Origin of the sequence: Microcoleus sp. PH2017_35_SFW_U_B (assembly GCF_020737865.1) — a bacterium.
In the GTDB taxonomy this organism is placed as follows: domain Bacteria; phylum Cyanobacteriota; class Cyanobacteriia; order Cyanobacteriales; family Microcoleaceae; genus Microcoleus.
The window spans coordinates 1-16,411 of record NZ_JAEQDE010000100.1 but is presented as its reverse complement, the minus strand read 5'-3'; the positions used below and the strand labels follow the sequence as shown (position 1 = coordinate 16,411).

Below are 16,411 nucleotides of genomic sequence, written 5' to 3'. Positions count from 1 at the left end.
TCTCTGGATGAATGCTAGACACGGCATTTGCTAGTTGAATTTCCAAGATAGAATCCCTGAGTTGAGGTTTGCAAGACTTACGCATCAAAACTAAAGAAATCAGCGTTCAACAGTTGACAGTTGACAGTTGACAGTTGACAGTTTGAGAGCGACCTCTACCCAGAAGGAAGAGGATTGGAGTAATGAATCGTCTGATTTTAATTTCTCCCGAGCAGGCTTGGGGCTTTCAACCAATTATTTCTGGTAAATGAACTTCGACTCCGCTCAGTTGCCGCGCAGTCGAAGTTCAACCAGCCAGTTTTTAGCTAATCTTGTGGCTAGGGCGAAGGATTTTCGTCCATCAAAGCCACTTTCTAGCTACTCGTGCGTAAGTTCTAAATCAGTTATCAGCATCGTGCGATAAATTTTCGCGCAATTTCCGAAAAAAAAATTAAAGTATTTATTTGACAAATGCGATCGAATGAGGTACCGGTCGATTTTTGAGGCTGTGCCGCGGATGTGTCCTTTGTCTCCTGTGCGTTTATGGGCCACAGCCCCGAATTCCGCTAGCTGGAAGCGCGATCGCCCTTTTATGTCCAACGAGCGACTTGCTTATTTGCTGAGAAATCATATACTTTGTCAAGTTAAGAAAATATTTTTTGATTGATCCAGGAGTAAGCAAAAAAAATGTACATCGTACAAATTGCCTCAGAGTGCGCCCCCGTCATCAAAGCAGGGGGTTTGGGCGACGTAGTTTATGGGTTGAGTCGGGAGTTGCAGAATTCCGGTAACGCCGTCGAGATTATTCTGCCCAAGTATGACTGCATGAGGTACGACCACATTTGGGGGCTGCACGATGCCTATCGGGATTTGGCGGTGCCCTGGTACGGCGGCGAAATCCTTTGCGATGTGTACTGCGGCTGGGTGCACGGGGTGTTGTGTTTTTTCATCGAACCTCGATCGCAAGATAACTTTTTTAACCGCGGCTGTTATTACGGTTGCAACGATGACAATATGCGGTTTGCATTTTTTAGCAAAGCTGCTTTAGAATTTTTGCTCAGAAGCAACAAGCGCCCGGATGTGATTCACTGTCACGACTGGCAAACTGGCTTGATTCCAGTCATGCTGTTTGAAATTTACAAATACAATTGGATGGAAAATCAGCGAGTCTGCTATACCATTCACAATTTCAAACATCAAGGTATGGGCGGAAGCGAGGTGTTGCAAGCAACGGGTTTGAATCGAGATGATTATTATTTTCAGTACGATCGCCTGCGAGATAATTTTAACCCTTTTGCCATCAATTTTATGAAAGGCGGCATTGTGTACTCGAATTTTGTCACCACGGTTTCGCCGCATCACGCTTGGGAAGCTCACGTCGGCGAGTTCGGCTACGGTTTGGGACATACTTTGCATATATATCAAGACAAGTTTCGCGGGGTGCTCAACGGCATCGATTACGATGTGTGGAATCCCGAGAGCGATCGCTATATTCCGCAACACTACACTGCGGATGATTTGGCAGGAAAAGCTGAAACTAAAACCGCTTTGCGCGATCGGCTGTTAATGCGCGATGCTGACAAGCCTCTGATTACCTTTATCGGTCGTTTGGACGACCAAAAAGGCGTTCACCTCGTCCACCATGCAATTTATTACTGTCTGAGCAAAGGCGCGCAATTCGTACTTTTGGGTTCGGCGACGGAAGCGGGAATTAACGCGCATTTTCAGCACGAAAAATGGGTTTTAAATGACAATCCTGACTGCCATTTAGAACTGGGTTTTAATGAGGAACTGTCGCACTTAATTTACGCGGGTGCGGATATGATTGTGGTGCCGAGCAATTACGAACCCTGCGGGCTGACTCAGATGATCGGGTTGCGGTACGGTACGGTGCCTGTGGTGCGGGGCGTGGGCGGTTTGGTGAATACGGTGTTCGATCGCGATTACGACACCAACCACTTACCGGAAGAGCGCAACGGCTACGTATTTCACCAAACGGACTACTGCGCTTTAGAGTCGGCGCTCGATCGGGCGATCGGATTGTGGTATGACTACCATGATGACTTTGAAAAACTCATGATTCAAGGGATGAATTGCGATAATTCGTGGAAATATCCAGCTAAAGACTATGTGGAAATTTACGAACTAATTCGACACAAATAAGTTAGTCAGTAGTCATTAGTCATTAGTCATTGGTCATTGGTAATTAGTCATTGGGAGAGCATCTCACTTTTGCAAAAAAGCAATTTCTTTACAGTGCGAGCGTCCCCGCTCGCGATCTATAATCGCTCGCGGGGACGCTCGCACTATAAAATCAAAACATCAAAACTGAGATGCTCCCGTCATTGGTCATTGGTCATTGGTCATTGGTCAGTAGTCAGTAGTCATTGGTCATGGGTAATTGGTAATTGGTAATGGGTAATTGGTCAACTGCCAACTGCCAACTGCCAACTGTCAACTGTCAACTGTCAACTGTCAACTGTCAACAGAGATAATGTTTTGGGTGAAAAGGCGGGGGCGGAAAGTACGAATGTAGCTTGTAGGGTTTTCTTGCCTGTCGGTGCGAAGTGCGATCGCACAAGATAGAAGTATAGAAATTAAACGGCTGGTGTTCGCCCGCCCTACACAAAATGAACTCACAACAACTAGAACAACAAGTAACAATCCTCCAAGACGAAACAGCCGCCTCCGGAAATTCAGCCAACCCAACAGTTGAAACTCCTTTATTCACCTCAGAGTTCGTAACAGAGGAAAAAGTTAGAGTGGAAGAATTTAAGATTAGCGCCGACAGTTTAATTGGTAAAGTCAAAGAATTAATTGAGCAAGGAAAACTCCGCCGCCTCGTGATCAAAAACTCAGAAGGGCGGATTTTAGCAGACATTCCGCTGATGGCGGGATTGGTAGGCGGCGTTGCAGGGAGTGTAGTCTTTCCAATTGCTGCTGTATTGGCAACAGTTGGGGCAGTTGTCGCTCATTTGACTGTGGTTATCGAGCGAAAAGAGTAATAGGTACGTAGTTGCGCTTCAGCGCTCTTAGGATCGGAAATTAAATAATTTACACAAATTTGTGGGATGGGCTCGGGTGGCCCATCCCACGAACCATCAAACTGTAAGTTATAGCGATTCTCAAAAAGATTTGCGGACGTTGTTGGGCTTGGGCCCTCTTAGTGGAACTGGTTATGTAACCTGTCAATCGTACCTCATCTTTTTGATAAAGGCTATATTTAATTCTCAGTCCTTACATATATAATAAGAAAGAGCGCTGAAGCGCAACAACATACCAGAGTTATAAAAGGTACGTAGTTGCGCTTTAAAAGAGCGCTGAAGCGCAACTACATACGAATGCACCCGTAATTTTTATTATTTTCTTTGAGAATATTTGGTTTCCGGGAATTATCTTGCATCCGGTTATATTAAACCTGTTTATTCTCGTCTTGCGTAGATCGGAAAGTTCATTCAGTCGGGAATATAATTCCCAGAATTATTGTTGGCTCGGCACGAGTTGTATTTGTGTTAGAGTACAAATTCTAGTTGTGCGATCGCACGATTTCTCGCATCTTCGATGCAGTCGATCGCACTTTTGGCAAAAACTTGGCTTTTGGCAACAAATCGGCGATCGTTCAAATGGTCGTAAGCTTCCCAATTACCGCTAACTTCGCGATCGTGCCACAGAAACCAGCCGCGGTAGATTTCCCCGCTATCAATATCATCGCACAGCACCAGCCAATCATCACCCGTGAGAGCGCTGTTATCTAAGGCTACCAATTCAACCCACGCTAATGCAGTGCAGGCATCGATCGCATCAGCATCAACGGAGTTAGATTCTGTAGTGGTAGATTGTGGCGAGCAAAGTGTAGACTTCATAAATTCTCCTGAATGAAATAAATGGATTTATGCTATTTATGCAACTGATGGGGGACAGGAATTGGAAAAATGGTATTCTGATGAATTTGCGGTTGGTCAAATTTACCAGCGGCCGATGCTTCTGTTAAATTATTAAGTGTATTAATTGTCACAATTGAAGCAGTTCCTAAGGCGGCCATTGCCAATCGGTGTAGAATTTTGTTCATGGTGATGCTCCTGGGTTTTCCTTGATGTATCTACTCTAAAAAAAATCAGTGGTTGCTCGCAGGGGAGATTGGGGAGTTAAGATTTTTTTTTCTTTTCAAATATATTCACAGGTTGAAGCCGTTATCAGGACAGAGTTTGAGAAAGTCGATCGCCTAAAAACCCTCTACAAGTAAAATTCCTTAAATTCCGGCGGGCTGACTATCTCCCTTAAAATCGCTTAAAATAGGAACTTAAGGCGTTAAAGTTCCTAGATTCCTTCCCATTTCAGTGCAACAGAAGTGCTCAAGTCAAAACGCGATCGCGGTCGAATTCTCACAGCCCCTGGCTTAAAGAAACTTAATGAGGCGCTCCAAGAATGGTCTGACCGATATAACATTAGAGGTACTCTGACGGAAATCGAGGCCGAGTCGGGCGTTGGCGCGGATACTGTCAGCAAAATTAAGCAGGGTAGAGAAGGTGCGGATCTCAGCAAACTGCGACAGTTGTTCGCGGCGTTTGAGTTGACTCTGACAAATGGCGACCATCGATCGGCTAAACTAGACGATGCCGAAGATGTCGCTGAGTCGGACAATTTGCCCGCGGCAAGGGAAACAGCCCGCAGCAACAGAAGTGTTAAAGTATTTGTGAGTTATCGCAGCGCCGAACCCGATCGCGAATTGGGAAAACAGTTAGAAACGGCCTTAAGTGCGATCGGTCATACAGTCTTCACAGCCGAAAATAACATTAGATTGGGAGATAATTGGTTCGATCGCATAAACTACTTCCTCAAAGAATGCGATTATTTGCTATTGCTATTGCCGCCAACAGTCAGCCAAAGCGAACTGCTAACATATCAAGTCCAGCAAGCCAAAGAACTGCAAGACTCTCGCCCTGACAAGAAACCAATAATTTTACCGATTCGCGTCGGTTTTCCCTTAAACGTGCCTCTAAACCACGATTTGCGGGGCTATCTGTACCGAATCGAACAGAGGGAATGGCAAAAGGACGGCGACACTCCAATTCTGATCGAAGAAGTGTTGAAATTGCTAGCAGAAACTCCCGCACCAGTCAAAGAACAACCGGAAGATTTAACACCAAACCAAGTATTAGAAATTAGCAGCGACGAAATACCTCTACCCAGCGCCGAACCGGAATTACCCGGAGGACAAGTCGATGTCGCTTCTCAATTTTATGTAGAACGCCCGCCCATCGAAGAACGTTGCTATCAAACTATTTTGCAGCCCAGCGCGTTAATTAGAATTAAAGCGCCGAGACAAATGGGCAAAACATCCTTGATGGCAAGAATTTTGCATCACGGAACCCGTCAAGGTTATTGTACAGTGCCACTAACTTTTCAGTTAGTAGATAAAAGTGTATTCGCCAACTTAGATAAATTCTTAAAATGGTTTTGCGCTTACGTCGGACGCGAATTGCACTTAGCCAATCAACTAGACGATTATTGGGACGATATTTTTGGCAGCAAAGTCAACTGCAAAGATTACTTTGAGAAATACATCTTACCCCAAATCGATAGTCCTCTAATTTTAGGATTAGACGAGATCGATCGCGTTTTCCAATATCCCGACATAGCCGAAGACTTTTTAGGACTGCTGCGGGCGTGGCACGAAGAATCGAAGCGGCGGGATATCTGGAAAAAACTGCGATTAATCGTAGTACATTCCACCGAAGTTTACATCCCGATGAACATCAATCAATCGCCCTTCAACGTCGGCTTACCCGTAGACTTGCCCGAATTCAACGCTGGGCAAATCCAAGACTTAGCAGCGCGGCACAATTTAAGTTGGTCAGATGCCGAAGTTGAGCAACTTACGGCAATAGTCGGCGGTCATCCGTATTTAGTACGAGTTGCACTATATCACATTTCGCGAGGTGATTTGACTATTGATGAATTAAAAGAAAGTGCGATCGCCGATGCGGGAATTTACAGCGATCACTTGCGCCGCCAACTGTGGAATTTAGAAGAATATCCAGAGTTAGCTGCGGGGATGAGAGAGATTGCGGCGGCGGATTCTGGGGTGCAATTAAAGGCGATTCAGGCGTTCAAGTTGGACAGTTTGGGGTTGGTAAAGTTGCAGGGAAACGAGTGCGTGCCGAGGTGCGAGTTGTACCGGCAATATTTTCGATCGCACTTGAGCGCGATCGGGTAAAATATTGAGCGATTAGGTATCATATAATTCCAGATATTGTAGGGGCGGGTTCACCAACAATAATTGCCTAAAACTAACAATCTCATAAACCCGCCCCCACCAAACGAAAAATCACAATATTGTAGGGGCGGGTTCACCAACAATAATTGCCTAAAACCGACAATCTCATAAACCCGCCCCCACCCAACGAAAAATCACAATATTGTAGGGGCGGGTTCACCGACAATAATTGCCTAAAACCGACAATCTCATAAACCCGCCCCCACCTAACGAAAAATCACAATCTACCTCTTTTTACATTAAAACAGCCCATGAACGATATTTTTTTAATAACTTCCGATAATTGGCTAGATTGGATAACAGTGTTTGGTTATCTAGGCCTTACTGCTTTCATTATCTGGCGCATTTTGGCTACAAATTAGATATATTATGAAATAATATCAATTCCGTTTGTATCGGAATGATATAAACGGAGAAGACGGAGGAGACGGCAGTGCCGTGTCCCTACAATTCATCACGTAGGGACACGGCAATGCCGTCTCCTCTATATGATAAGGAGTTTTAACTTGTAGGGTGCATCAGACGAAGTTTTAGAGAGGTTTTTTAGGGTTGTATTTAGATATAATCCTTTCGTAGATTTCATAATTCTCTTGATCGAAACAGCAAAAAATTACTTTTTGAGAACCACCATTATTTTGTATATATTCCCAGCATACCTTCACTGCAATCTCACTTGCTAGAGCTTTAGGAAAGCTGTAAATGCCGGTGCTAATGCAAGGAAATGCCAAACTCTCAAACTGTTGTTCTGCGGCAATTTGCATACACTTACGGTAACACTCGGCTAAGAGTTCTGGTTCTCCATCATTACCCTTCCGCCATACTGGCCCTACTGCGTGGATGACGAAGCGTGCAGGCAATTTATATCCCTTAGTTAGTTTAGCATCTCCAGTCTTACATCCTCCCAGCAATCGGCATTCGTCATACAGTTCCGATCCTGCTGCTCTGTGTATTGCTCCATCTACTCCACCACCACCAAGTAAACTGGTATTTGCAGCATTCACGATCGCATCAACTTCGAGTTTTGTGATGTCGCCCAAAATAACTTTCATATTTTCTGCAATAGTAAACTGTAGACAAGTTTAGCAAAGAAACTCGTTATCTAGTTTTCTTCTCTTAATTTTCGCAAAATCGGAATTTGTGCCAACTGTTCCGATCGCAAACTATCCCAGTTTAACCCAGTTGGACGCGGATAACTCGTATTAGTCTCAATTACCTCCTGGGCAGTCACAATCCAATTCAGCGCCCAATCGTGAGGCTGCATCGGCAAACGCGAATCTTCTACAATTTGCAAAGGATGCACTGTAGTCACAATCGGCGTATCGATTTCTACTAACCCGAATTCTGTCAACATCGCCAATTCTAAATCAGCAAATCCTGCACCTTTGCCGGTTCTTCCGCCGTTGCGCGCCACCGCTACGCAGCCGACTATTGCTAAATCGATCGGCTCCATTTCTTCAAAGCTTACCAATTTTCCGCAACTGAGGGCTTTACGGGCGATCCTCTTCGAGGGCTTCGCTAACGCACTTTCGGCTAGTGGCATATTGTGCTTGTGCAAATCTTCTGCCGTTAACTCGACAAAACAGCGATCGTCTGTCAAGCGCGGTACTGCCATATACAAGCGTTTTCCGTCTTGCAAAGCGCGCATCCGCACCGGAATTTGTGGCGAATCTGGATTGCACTTAATCGTTTTTGCCTGTTGCCAAATTGGTAAACTCGCCAATTTTTCAGCCGCCAACTCGGCGCCGACAAAATTGGGAATATGACCAAACGGATCGCCAACAGATGCGGCTTGATCTTTCAGCAAAGACCAAATTTCAGTTCTTAACTTGTCTTTGTCGCGATGATATCCAATCCAATCTGTTTTCATGCTATATTATGGTACAATATATCATCCAAAATTTTACTTGAATTCTTCAGTCTCGCGTTGCGCGGACTTTGTTTGTGTAGTAGCGGTTTTAACCGCCGAATGAATTATATGAATTTTACCGCAAAACCCAGTTACTATCAAGTCGGCGGCAGTCTCACCAATAACGCTCCGAATTATGTGAAGCGCCAAGCAGATGACGACTTTTATAACGGATTGAAGGCGGGGGAATTTTGCTATGTTTTGAATTCGCGCCAAATGGGCAAATCTAGCTTGCAGGTGCGGACAATTCAGCGGCTGAGAAATGAGGGAATTGCTTGTGCTGCGATCGACATTTCGGAAATTGGCAACCGCGGCGTGACTCCCGAACAGTGGTATGCTGGGTTGCTACGCATTCTCGAAAATAACTTTAATCTGTCGGATATTGTCAACGTGCGGACTTGGTGGCGCGATCGCAATTTTTTAACTCCGGTGCAAAGATTGAGCGAATTCATCGAAACCGTGCTGTTAGCCAATATTTCCACCAATATTGTCATTTTTATCGACGAAATCGACAGCATTCTCGCCCTGGATTTTCCCGCCGATGATTTCCTAGCCCTAATTCGATCGTGCTATAACAAGCGCGCCAATAACTCAGAGTTCGATCGCCTAACCTGGGCACTCTTGGGCGTAGCATCGCCGACGGATTTGTGCCGCGACAAGAATCTTGCCAGCAACACGCCTTTTAATATCGGTAGGGCGATCGAATTAACTGGTTTTGATGAAACAGAAGCTCAACCGCTAGCAGCCGGGTTGGCAGAGCTGACAGATCGCTCTGCTGAAGTGTTGAGAGAGGTTTTGTATTGGACGGGCGGGCAACCGTTTTTGAGTCAAAAGCTGTGCAAACTTTTATTTGAAAATGCACCCCCCCCAGCCCCCCCTTGTCAAGGGGGGGAGCAAGATCGCATTCAAAATCCGCGAGAGTGGGTTGAGAAAGTAGTGCGCTTGAAGATTGTGGAGAATTGGGAATCTCAGGATGTTCCCGAACATTTGTCCACAATTCGCGATCGGCTTTTTCGAGAAAACCAGCGGATTGTCAGAAGACTCGGATTGTATCAGCAAATTTTACAGCAAATTGAAATCGTCCCCGATGGTAGTGCGGAACAAATGGAATTGCGATTAAGCGGATTAATCGTCAAGCGCCGGGAAAAATTAACTATTTCTAATCCTATTTATCAAGCTGTCTTTAACAAAGACTTAATCGCCAAAAACTTAGAAAAACTCTTACCTTACTCGGAAGCTATCAAAGTCTGGCTGAATTCTAACTCTCAAGATGACTCCCAACTGTTGCGCGGCGAAGATTTGCAATCAGCATTAGTTTGGGCGGCAGACAAAAGTTTGAGAAACGAAGACTTTCAATTTTTGACAGCCAGCCAAAAACTGATTTTGAGCGACCAAAATCAACTGCTGCTGGCAGCTAAACTAGAAACCCAAAAAGCGACGCGCGATGCCGAAACAGCTTTGAGTGAAGCTGGCGCAGCCAAGCAAAAAGCCCAACAGTGGATCGGCATCGGTTCAGCGGTACTGGCCGGATCGTTGATTGGGGCGATCGGCTTTTCAACTCTCGCTTACCAGCGGTTTAAACTAGCACAAGCAAGTATTGAAATCGAACAAAATGGCAGCGATGCTTTACTGTTGGCAGTATCTCAAAAAAACGAGAGCAGCGAAGCTTTATCGGAAGCTTTGCTAAGGGCGATCGCCTCTGGTAAAAAATTAAGAACCTTAGTTGAAAACAAACAACATCTCGAACAATATCCGGCAACTAGACCGCTGTTAGCCTTACAAGTTATTCTCGACGAAATTAGCAAAAAACAGCAGATTAAAGCACCATCACTTCCACCAAGAAAGATGAATTGGCAAGCTCATACAGGTGCTGTTACCAGCATCTGTTTCAGCCCTGACGGTAAAATTTTGGCAACCGCAGGAATAGACGATAGAGTAAGAATTTGGAACTTTTACGGGCAGAAAATTGCTGAATGGAAAGCTTTACAGCAGTCAGTGAATATGGTAAGCTTTAGCCCAGATGGTAAATTTTTAGCAACTGCCGGAAGCGATAGCACAGTTAAGTTCTGGAATTTGTCAGGAAAAAATATTTCTCAGTTGAAAGGAATTGAAGGCTCTGTTAACAGTATTAGTTTTAGTCCGAAAGAAAAGTTATTTGCGGCAGCAGGAATCGATAGCAGTTCGGCAATTTGGAACTTGTCAAAACCATCAAAATTAATCTCATCTAGCGTGAAGCTTCCCGGTCACAATGGTTTAGTGAGAAGCGTTAATTTTAGCCCCAGCGGCGATTTTTTGACGACTTTAGACGGCAAATCTACAGTGCGAGTTTGGGATTTGTCGGGACAACTGGAAAAAACGCTGCCGGTGCAGGCAATTGGGATTAGTTTCAGTCCAGATCGACAGCAGTATCGCTTTGCTACAGTAACATTAAATGGCAAAGTCGGACTGTGGAATCTGTCAGCCAAAGAATTAGTTAGTGAATTTGAAACCTTGCATTTAGATGCGAAATTAATTAGTTTTAGTCCCGACGGAGAAAGGCTGGCTACTGTGGGAATTGATAAGACTGTGCGGCTGTGGAATTTAGCGGGGCGCCCGGTTGCTCAATTTACTTTTGAGGAGAATGTTGTTAGTGTCGGTTGGAGTGGAGATGGGAAGCAAATTGCTGTAGCGGGAAGCAATGGTACTGTCTGGTTGAGGCAGGTTGAAGGGTTGGAAGAATTGCTGAAGCAAAGCTGCGATTTTCTCAGCAGCAAACCGGAGTATTTGAGAAGGGTTTCCACTATCTGCAAGTAGTAATAAAACATGGAAATACGCACGCGGTAATGTCGTTTCCCTATCCATGGACTTTTTTGACCTGGGTTTGTAGGGAGCATCTCATTTTTGCAAAAAGCATTTTTTCTTTCAGTGCGAGCGGGGACAGCACTACAAATGCAAAACTGAGATGCTCCTGGTTTGTAGGGTGTGTTTGGTGCGTCGCTATGAGATTGTCACTCTTTTTTGGGGATAAGCAATGGCGACGCACCCTACAAATACTGTCAACTGTCAACTGTCAACTGTCAACTGTCAACTGTCAACTGTCAACTGTCAACTGTTTAATTTACCTTAACAGGCGAAACACTTACATTAGGATTTTTAACTCTTCTTAAAAGTTCTTGTCTGGCTTGTTCGGGATTTTGCCCTTTTGGGACTTGATATAATAATCTACAGGAACCGTCTTGAGGATTAGCTGCACAAATAATTAGTTGACCGCTGGAAGATGCACCTGCTGTGACAATATTGTCCCAGCTTCCTTGGGGTTGCGAGTTGTTGAGAATTCCCGAGACTCGGGTGCAGCGAGTAATGGCGTCTTCTCCTGATTCATTGAAATAGTTATCAGCTACCCATAGAATAACGGGAATATTTTTGCCTTGTTGGACAGCAATTGTGGCCGGGCGGCCACCAGCAGCGCCACAGAAAAATGACGGAGTTTGGGCAAAAGCCTGACTGTTTGCTAAAATCGGAGCTGCAAGGGCAATAATTGACACACTAAAAGCTGACTTTAAAAGCCGAAATTTCATGGGCGGTAATAAGCTTTTTCATTTATGGTTACTAATACTCTAAAAAGTTAGACTTCTGCTTGCCGGGAAGATTAGGCATTTAGGGAAAAAAATAAAATTTATTCTGTAAAGTTTTGCCGTTAGCGAAGCCCGCCCCCTACGGGGGCTACGCCAACGGAGACGATCGCCCATACTGCCATTATTCAGACCAAAACCCACGGAAAATCCCTGGCTGACAAACGTTGTGGCACAAAATAGGTGCAGCCGCAGGGGATCAGGCGCGAAGGTATAGGGTAAAGGTAAGGTTTTTAGCCGTTTTTTGTTGAGCCTTGCCCTTCCTGAGTCCGCCCCCCTAAACTGAAACCTGTGTTAGCATCAATAAAAATCTTCTCTTTAATAATCAACAATGGGCAATGTTCTGGTGCTGAATGCCTCCTACGAACCGCTCAACATCACCAATTGGCGAAGAGCGGTAGTTTTGTTGCTGAAAGGAAAAGCAGAACAGGTAGAACATAACGGGAAATTTATTGCGCCAAACTTCCCGCTACCAACTGTGATTCGACTGCGGCATTACGTCCGAGTTCCCTATAAGGATATTCCGCTTACCCGCCGGAACATCTTGCACCGGGACGCCCACTCTTGTCAATACTGTGGCTATACCGGGGACGATTTGACCCTGGATCACGTGATTCCTCGATCGCGCGGGGGAGGCGAAAGTTGGGAAAACCTCGCTACGGCGTGCGTGCGCTGCAATGTCAATAAAGGCAGTCGCACCCCGAAAGAAGCGGGAATGCTGCTGCGCTATCCGCCCAGGAAACCTCACAGCGGTCTTTATTTTGAAGTGACTAGACACGTTAAGAGTGGTATGCACCAAGAATGGCAAAAATATGTAATCGGCCTTTGAAACCCCCTGTCGCAAGAAAGCGCGGGGGTTTTTTGCGGAAGTTTTGAGTTGTAGGCGTGGGGCCATGAGTGCGCCGGGCCAATAGTTTTGAGTTGAAAAGTTAAATAGTTAAAGACTCTTAACTCCGGTTTCTCTTCGGAAATATTCGGTTTGACAGCGCGGTATCTAGAAAGAAACCGGGTTAATTGCTTTTGGCGCGCAAATACTGAAAAAATTAGATTTTGAATTTTTAACAATGAAAGACCACCAGCCTACCAATTCAGATGAAGTATCTGACAACCACGAAGCTGAGGTTGTACCATCCGCGAGTACACCTGGGAAACGGCGCAGCAAAGCCGAAGTTGCTTCGGAAGACGATCGCGCCAGTCTCCGCGGAGAATTACCCGATCGCAAAGTTGAGCAATTGCGCCAAATGTTCGATCGGCACAGAGGCGATCGCCAGTTAATATTATTGCAAGATTTTCCCGACCCTGACGCACTTTCGAGCGCTTGGGCTTACAAATTAATCGCCGAACAGTACGATATTCAATGCGAGATTATCTACGCCGGTGCCCTCAGCCACCAAGAAAATATTGCCTTAGTTAAATTGACCGGGTTACCGTTGCAGCGGTGGACGCTGGAAACGACAAAAACGAAGGATTTGTCGGCGTATCAGGGTTGCGTTTTCATCGACAACCAAGGCACGACTTGTAACTTAACTGAGTTTATTTTAGGGGCAGGAGTGCCGATCGCAGCAGTAATCGACCACCACAGTTTGCAGGGGGAAATGAACGCAGAATTTACCGATTTGCGTCCGGATATCCGCGCTACAGCCACGATTTTTACCGAGTATTTGCAGGCTGGAATGGTGGCTTTTGACGGTAGTGTCAGCCAGCACGTCAAGTGTGCTACGGCTTTGATGCACGGTTTGCGATCGGATACCAATGCCCTCAGACAAGCACAGGAGGAGGAATTCTTAGCTGCGGCTTATTTGAGCCGATTTTATGACCCGCAGTTGCTGAATGCGGTGTTACAGTCGTCTCGTTCTAAATGGGTGATGGATGCGATCGAGCGATCGCTCAAACACCGCATCGTCCAGAACAATTTCTCGATCGCGGGCATCGGCTACCTCCGCTATGACGATCGGGATTCCATTCCCCAAGCAGCGGACTTTTTAGTAACAGAAGAGAACGTACATACAGCCGTTGTCTACGCAATTGTGCACGACAAAGACGAAGAAATCGAAGTAGTAATCGGATCGCTGCGAACGAATAAACTGACTCTAGACCCCGACGAATTTATTAAAGAAGCCTTCGGTCAAGATGCTCAAGGACGCTTTTTTGGCGGTGGAAGAAGTCAAGCGGGCGGTTTTGAAATTCCGGTAGGATTTCTTTCGGGTGGAAATGAGAATAGCGATTATGCAAGGCACAAATGGGAAGTATTCGATTCTCAAATTAAGCAAAAATTAATGAGTTTAATTAGTCCTACCGATAATCCAGTTTACGATCGTTAAAGTTTGTATAGCCTTTCTCTCCAAGAGTAAGGTACGTTGTTGGGAAGAGAGCCCTCTTGTGGTGATGGTACACTCAACTTGCGGACGCACCAAAAACTCCAATAAAAGTCATACTTCGTCTTTTTGAGAAGGTACGTTGTTGGGAAGAGAGCCCTCTTTTGGTGATTGTATACTCAACTTGCCGACGCACCAAAAACTCCAATAAAAGTCATACTTCGTCTTTTTGAGAAGGTACGTTGTTGGGAAGAGAGCCCTCTTTTGGTGATGATATAGCCTTTCTCAAAAAGATGAGGTATAACTGACAACTTATATAACCACTAAACTCAGAGGGCTGAAGCCCAACAACATACCTCATCTTTGTGATAACCGCTATACACTCAACTTGCGGACGCACCAAAAACTCCAATAACAATCATACTTCGTCTTTTTGAGAAGGTACGTTGTTGGGAAGAGAGCCCTCTTGTGGTGATGGTACACTCAACTTGCGGACGCACCAAAAACTCCAATAACAATCATACTTCGTCTTTTTGAGAAAGATGAAGTATATCTAATCCTGGGTAATTGGTAATTGCTGTTGATAGTTCCTATAAACTTTCTGAGATTTGTGGAAGTAAAGACGATCTCCGGGCGTGTGTGCGATCGCAATCATATCGTCGTACCATAATTTGTGATACGCGATCTTTATGAGAACCGTTATAGGATAAGCCAGAAAAAAAGGGGGTTGCCATAGATTTTTGGCGGCCTCTCATATTTTGCCAGAGAAATTATCTCTTGGTTACTAAATTTAGCGTCAATATCGACTAAATGAATAAATAGTTATATACGATATATAGCCTTTCTCAAAAAGGTGGGGTATGACTGACAACTTATAGAACCGCTTAAACGTATAGGGCTCTCTTCCCAACAACGTCCGCGAATATGAGAGCTAGATCCGCTATAGGTTTTACTAACTTCCGCAGCCACGAAGGCAAAGACAGAATTTGGATCAAAAGTACGATCGCACAGGAGTCGATCGGCTTCTAGATGCAAATAAAGTGGAGTCATCACAGAAATACGTAGGGGAAAACACATAAGTATCCGTAGCAGAAGTAAGAAGAAACAGGCAAGAAGCAATAACCACTAACCAATAAAAACAAACGTTTCAGCAATTAATAAAGTTTTCAGCGTTTTGGCGATCGCTATAAGTATCGAACCATTATTGAAATTTGATGTAAGTAAATCTACTGCCGATAAATGGCTTACGAGTGAAAAAATAGATAAGCATAATGGCCAATGACTTAGCAAGGTAAATCTGACAAAATTGTATCAAAGACAACAATTTGATAATTAAATTAGTAAAAGTTTTAAATCCCATCAGGTTTTAGATAGCTTGCTAACTTAATTTCAAATAGTGCAAAAACCCAAAGGCTTGTAATAAACACATCCTGAAATTCTTGAGTCTTTTGTGGGTACTCTAAAAAATATCTTTGTGTTAAAGGGTAACTAACTTGCGGCAAAACCATTGCAGAATAATGGTTTTACGCAATAGTTGCTCTTTTTGTTTTTTAAATTGCATATATATTATCAATTGATGCAATTCAAAAGTATGTGGAATATACTGAAGGTTCTTACCAAAGAAAGGGGTAGGTTAAATATAAAAAACAATACATCCGCCATCAAAGACAATGAATATTCTTGAGACAAGCGATCAAAATAATGGTTCTAATTTTTCGGAAATTACTGTTGCTAGCTATGTAAATGCCATAAACTTAATTCCACAAGTAAAACCAAAAAAAGAACTACTACTTATAGATGGAAATGTAGATAATTATCAGAGTCTCGCCAGCGGAGCCAGACCGGGAACAGAAGTATTTATCTTAGATTCAGCGCGGGATGGAGTAGAACAAATTAGCGAAGTTTTAGCCAGCCGGAGTGATATTAAAAGCGTTCATATTGTTTCTCACGGGGGTTCTGGAAACTTGCAATTGGGTGCAACAAGACTCAACTCTGAGACACTAAATACCTATAGCGAACAGTTGCAACAGTGGGGAAACTCACTTACTTACTTACTACTAATGCCGATATTCTGATTTACGGCTGCGATGTGGCGGCTGGCGAATTAGGCGAAAACTTCGTAAACAAAATAGGCTATTTAACTGGTGCTGATATTGCAGCTTCAACAGATTTGACGGGCAGCGCACTACTGGGCGGCAACTGGAATTTAGAGAAATTAACAGGAGCTGACGGTGTTACGCTGCACAACCCTGGACAAACAGGGCATACGCGATAGCAATACTCTCACTATTGATAGAGAGAGCAAAGGAGCCGTCCCTCAAAG

Annotated in this window: 13 protein-coding genes; 8 read left to right on the top strand and 5 right to left on the bottom strand. The window is 44.5% G+C overall.

The features are described from left to right. Nucleotides 1-666: 666 nt before the first annotated feature. Together glgA and JGK36_RS26310 are read left to right on the top strand one after the other, a co-directional pair. On the top strand, nucleotides 667-2,142 hold the full coding sequence (glgA, locus tag JGK36_RS26315) for a glycogen synthase GlgA (protein ID WP_293198513.1): 1,476 nt from the start codon (nucleotides 667-669) through the stop codon (nucleotides 2,140-2,142). Nucleotides 2,143-2,609: 467 nt separating this feature from the next. Then, nucleotides 2,610-2,984, top strand: coding sequence for a DUF4342 domain-containing protein (locus JGK36_RS26310; RefSeq protein ID WP_293185674.1), 375 nt, complete (start codon nucleotides 2,610-2,612; stop codon nucleotides 2,982-2,984). 507 nt (nucleotides 2,985-3,491) lie between these two features. Here the strand turns inward: JGK36_RS26310 and JGK36_RS26305 are convergent. Further along, a complete protein-coding gene (locus tag JGK36_RS26305) occupies nucleotides 3,492-3,842 on the bottom strand; it encodes a hypothetical protein (protein ID WP_293185672.1) in 351 nt (116 codons plus the stop codon). 32 nt (nucleotides 3,843-3,874) lie between these two features. After that, nucleotides 3,875-4,048, bottom strand: a complete 174-nt coding sequence (locus JGK36_RS26300; RefSeq protein WP_293185671.1) for a hypothetical protein — start codon at nucleotides 4,046-4,048, stop codon at nucleotides 3,875-3,877. 279 nt (nucleotides 4,049-4,327) lie between these two features. Between JGK36_RS26300 and JGK36_RS26295 the strand changes: the two genes are divergently transcribed. Next, nucleotides 4,328-6,196: an AAA-like domain-containing protein gene (locus tag JGK36_RS26295; RefSeq protein WP_293193634.1), complete on the top strand. Its 1,869-nt coding sequence runs from the start codon at nucleotides 4,328-4,330 to the stop codon at nucleotides 6,194-6,196. Nucleotides 6,197-6,786: 590 nt separating this feature from the next. Here JGK36_RS26295 and JGK36_RS26290 read toward each other — a convergent pair. After that, nucleotides 6,787-7,305 (bottom strand): O-acetyl-ADP-ribose deacetylase, encoded by a 519-nt coding sequence (locus tag JGK36_RS26290; RefSeq protein WP_293185667.1) that lies wholly within the window; start codon nucleotides 7,303-7,305, stop codon nucleotides 6,787-6,789. A gap of 50 nt (nucleotides 7,306-7,355) precedes the next feature. After that, complete coding sequence (locus JGK36_RS26285; protein WP_293185665.1) at nucleotides 7,356-8,123, bottom strand: 5-formyltetrahydrofolate cyclo-ligase; 768 nt, start codon at nucleotides 8,121-8,123, stop codon at nucleotides 7,356-7,358. A 108-nt stretch (nucleotides 8,124-8,231) separates the two neighbouring features. Here JGK36_RS26285 and JGK36_RS26280 point away from each other — a divergent pair, with 108 nt between their 5' ends. Beyond that, nucleotides 8,232-10,955, top strand: a complete 2,724-nt coding sequence (locus tag JGK36_RS26280) for an AAA-like domain-containing protein (protein ID WP_293185663.1) — start codon at nucleotides 8,232-8,234, stop codon at nucleotides 10,953-10,955. A 299-nt stretch (nucleotides 10,956-11,254) separates the two neighbouring features. On the opposite strand, the gene JGK36_RS26275 is transcribed toward JGK36_RS26280, so the two are convergent. Continuing rightward, nucleotides 11,255-11,719, bottom strand: coding sequence for a COP23 domain-containing protein (locus tag JGK36_RS26275; RefSeq protein WP_293185661.1), 465 nt, complete (start codon nucleotides 11,717-11,719; stop codon nucleotides 11,255-11,257). Between the two features lie 385 nt (nucleotides 11,720-12,104). Between JGK36_RS26275 and JGK36_RS26270 the strand changes: the two genes are divergently transcribed. The 4 genes from JGK36_RS26270 to JGK36_RS26255 all read left to right on the top strand — a co-directional run bounded on the left by JGK36_RS26270 (nucleotide 12,105) and on the right by JGK36_RS26255 (nucleotide 16,363). Continuing rightward, nucleotides 12,105-12,602, top strand: a complete 498-nt coding sequence (locus JGK36_RS26270; protein WP_293148535.1) for an HNH endonuclease — start codon at nucleotides 12,105-12,107, stop codon at nucleotides 12,600-12,602. Between the two features lie 235 nt (nucleotides 12,603-12,837). Further along, nucleotides 12,838-14,094, top strand: a complete 1,257-nt coding sequence (locus JGK36_RS26265) for a bifunctional oligoribonuclease/PAP phosphatase NrnA (RefSeq protein ID WP_293185659.1) — start codon at nucleotides 12,838-12,840, stop codon at nucleotides 14,092-14,094. A 1,664-nt stretch (nucleotides 14,095-15,758) separates the two neighbouring features. Beyond that, nucleotides 15,759-16,163, top strand: coding sequence for a DUF4347 domain-containing protein (locus JGK36_RS26260; protein ID WP_293185657.1), 405 nt, complete (start codon nucleotides 15,759-15,761; stop codon nucleotides 16,161-16,163). Further along, nucleotides 16,118-16,363 carry a DUF4347 domain-containing protein gene (locus JGK36_RS26255; protein WP_293185655.1) on the top strand — a complete coding sequence of 82 codons (246 nt, stop codon included), beginning with the start codon at nucleotides 16,118-16,120 and terminating at the stop codon, nucleotides 16,361-16,363. The genes JGK36_RS26260 and JGK36_RS26255 overlap by 46 nt, the downstream gene beginning before the upstream one ends. Nucleotides 16,364-16,411 lie beyond the last annotated feature (48 nt).

What these genes read in the sequence shown, in the direction of transcription:
- glgA (WP_293198513.1), top strand. Translation starts at nt 667, where the DNA reads ATGTACATCGTACAAATTGCCTCAGAGTGCGCCCCCGTCATCAAAGCA.
- JGK36_RS26310 (WP_293185674.1), top strand. Translation starts at nt 2,610, where the DNA reads ATGAACTCACAACAACTAGAACAACAAGTAACAATCCTCCAAGACGAA.
- JGK36_RS26305 (WP_293185672.1), bottom strand. Translation starts at nt 3,842, where the DNA reads ATGAAGTCTACACTTTGCTCGCCACAATCTACCACTACAGAATCTAAC.
- JGK36_RS26300 (WP_293185671.1), bottom strand. Translation starts at nt 4,048, where the DNA reads ATGAACAAAATTCTACACCGATTGGCAATGGCCGCCTTAGGAACTGCT.
- JGK36_RS26290 (WP_293185667.1), bottom strand. Translation starts at nt 7,305, where the DNA reads ATGAAAGTTATTTTGGGCGACATCACAAAACTCGAAGTTGATGCGATC.
- JGK36_RS26285 (WP_293185665.1), bottom strand. Translation starts at nt 8,123, where the DNA reads ATGAAAACAGATTGGATTGGATATCATCGCGACAAAGACAAGTTAAGA.
- JGK36_RS26280 (WP_293185663.1), top strand. Translation starts at nt 8,232, where the DNA reads ATGAATTTTACCGCAAAACCCAGTTACTATCAAGTCGGCGGCAGTCTC.
- JGK36_RS26275 (WP_293185661.1), bottom strand. Translation starts at nt 11,719, where the DNA reads ATGAAATTTCGGCTTTTAAAGTCAGCTTTTAGTGTGTCAATTATTGCC.
- JGK36_RS26270 (WP_293148535.1), top strand. Translation starts at nt 12,105, where the DNA reads ATGGGCAATGTTCTGGTGCTGAATGCCTCCTACGAACCGCTCAACATC.
- JGK36_RS26265 (WP_293185659.1), top strand. Translation starts at nt 12,838, where the DNA reads ATGAAAGACCACCAGCCTACCAATTCAGATGAAGTATCTGACAACCAC.
- JGK36_RS26260 (WP_293185657.1), top strand. Translation starts at nt 15,759, where the DNA reads ATGAATATTCTTGAGACAAGCGATCAAAATAATGGTTCTAATTTTTCG.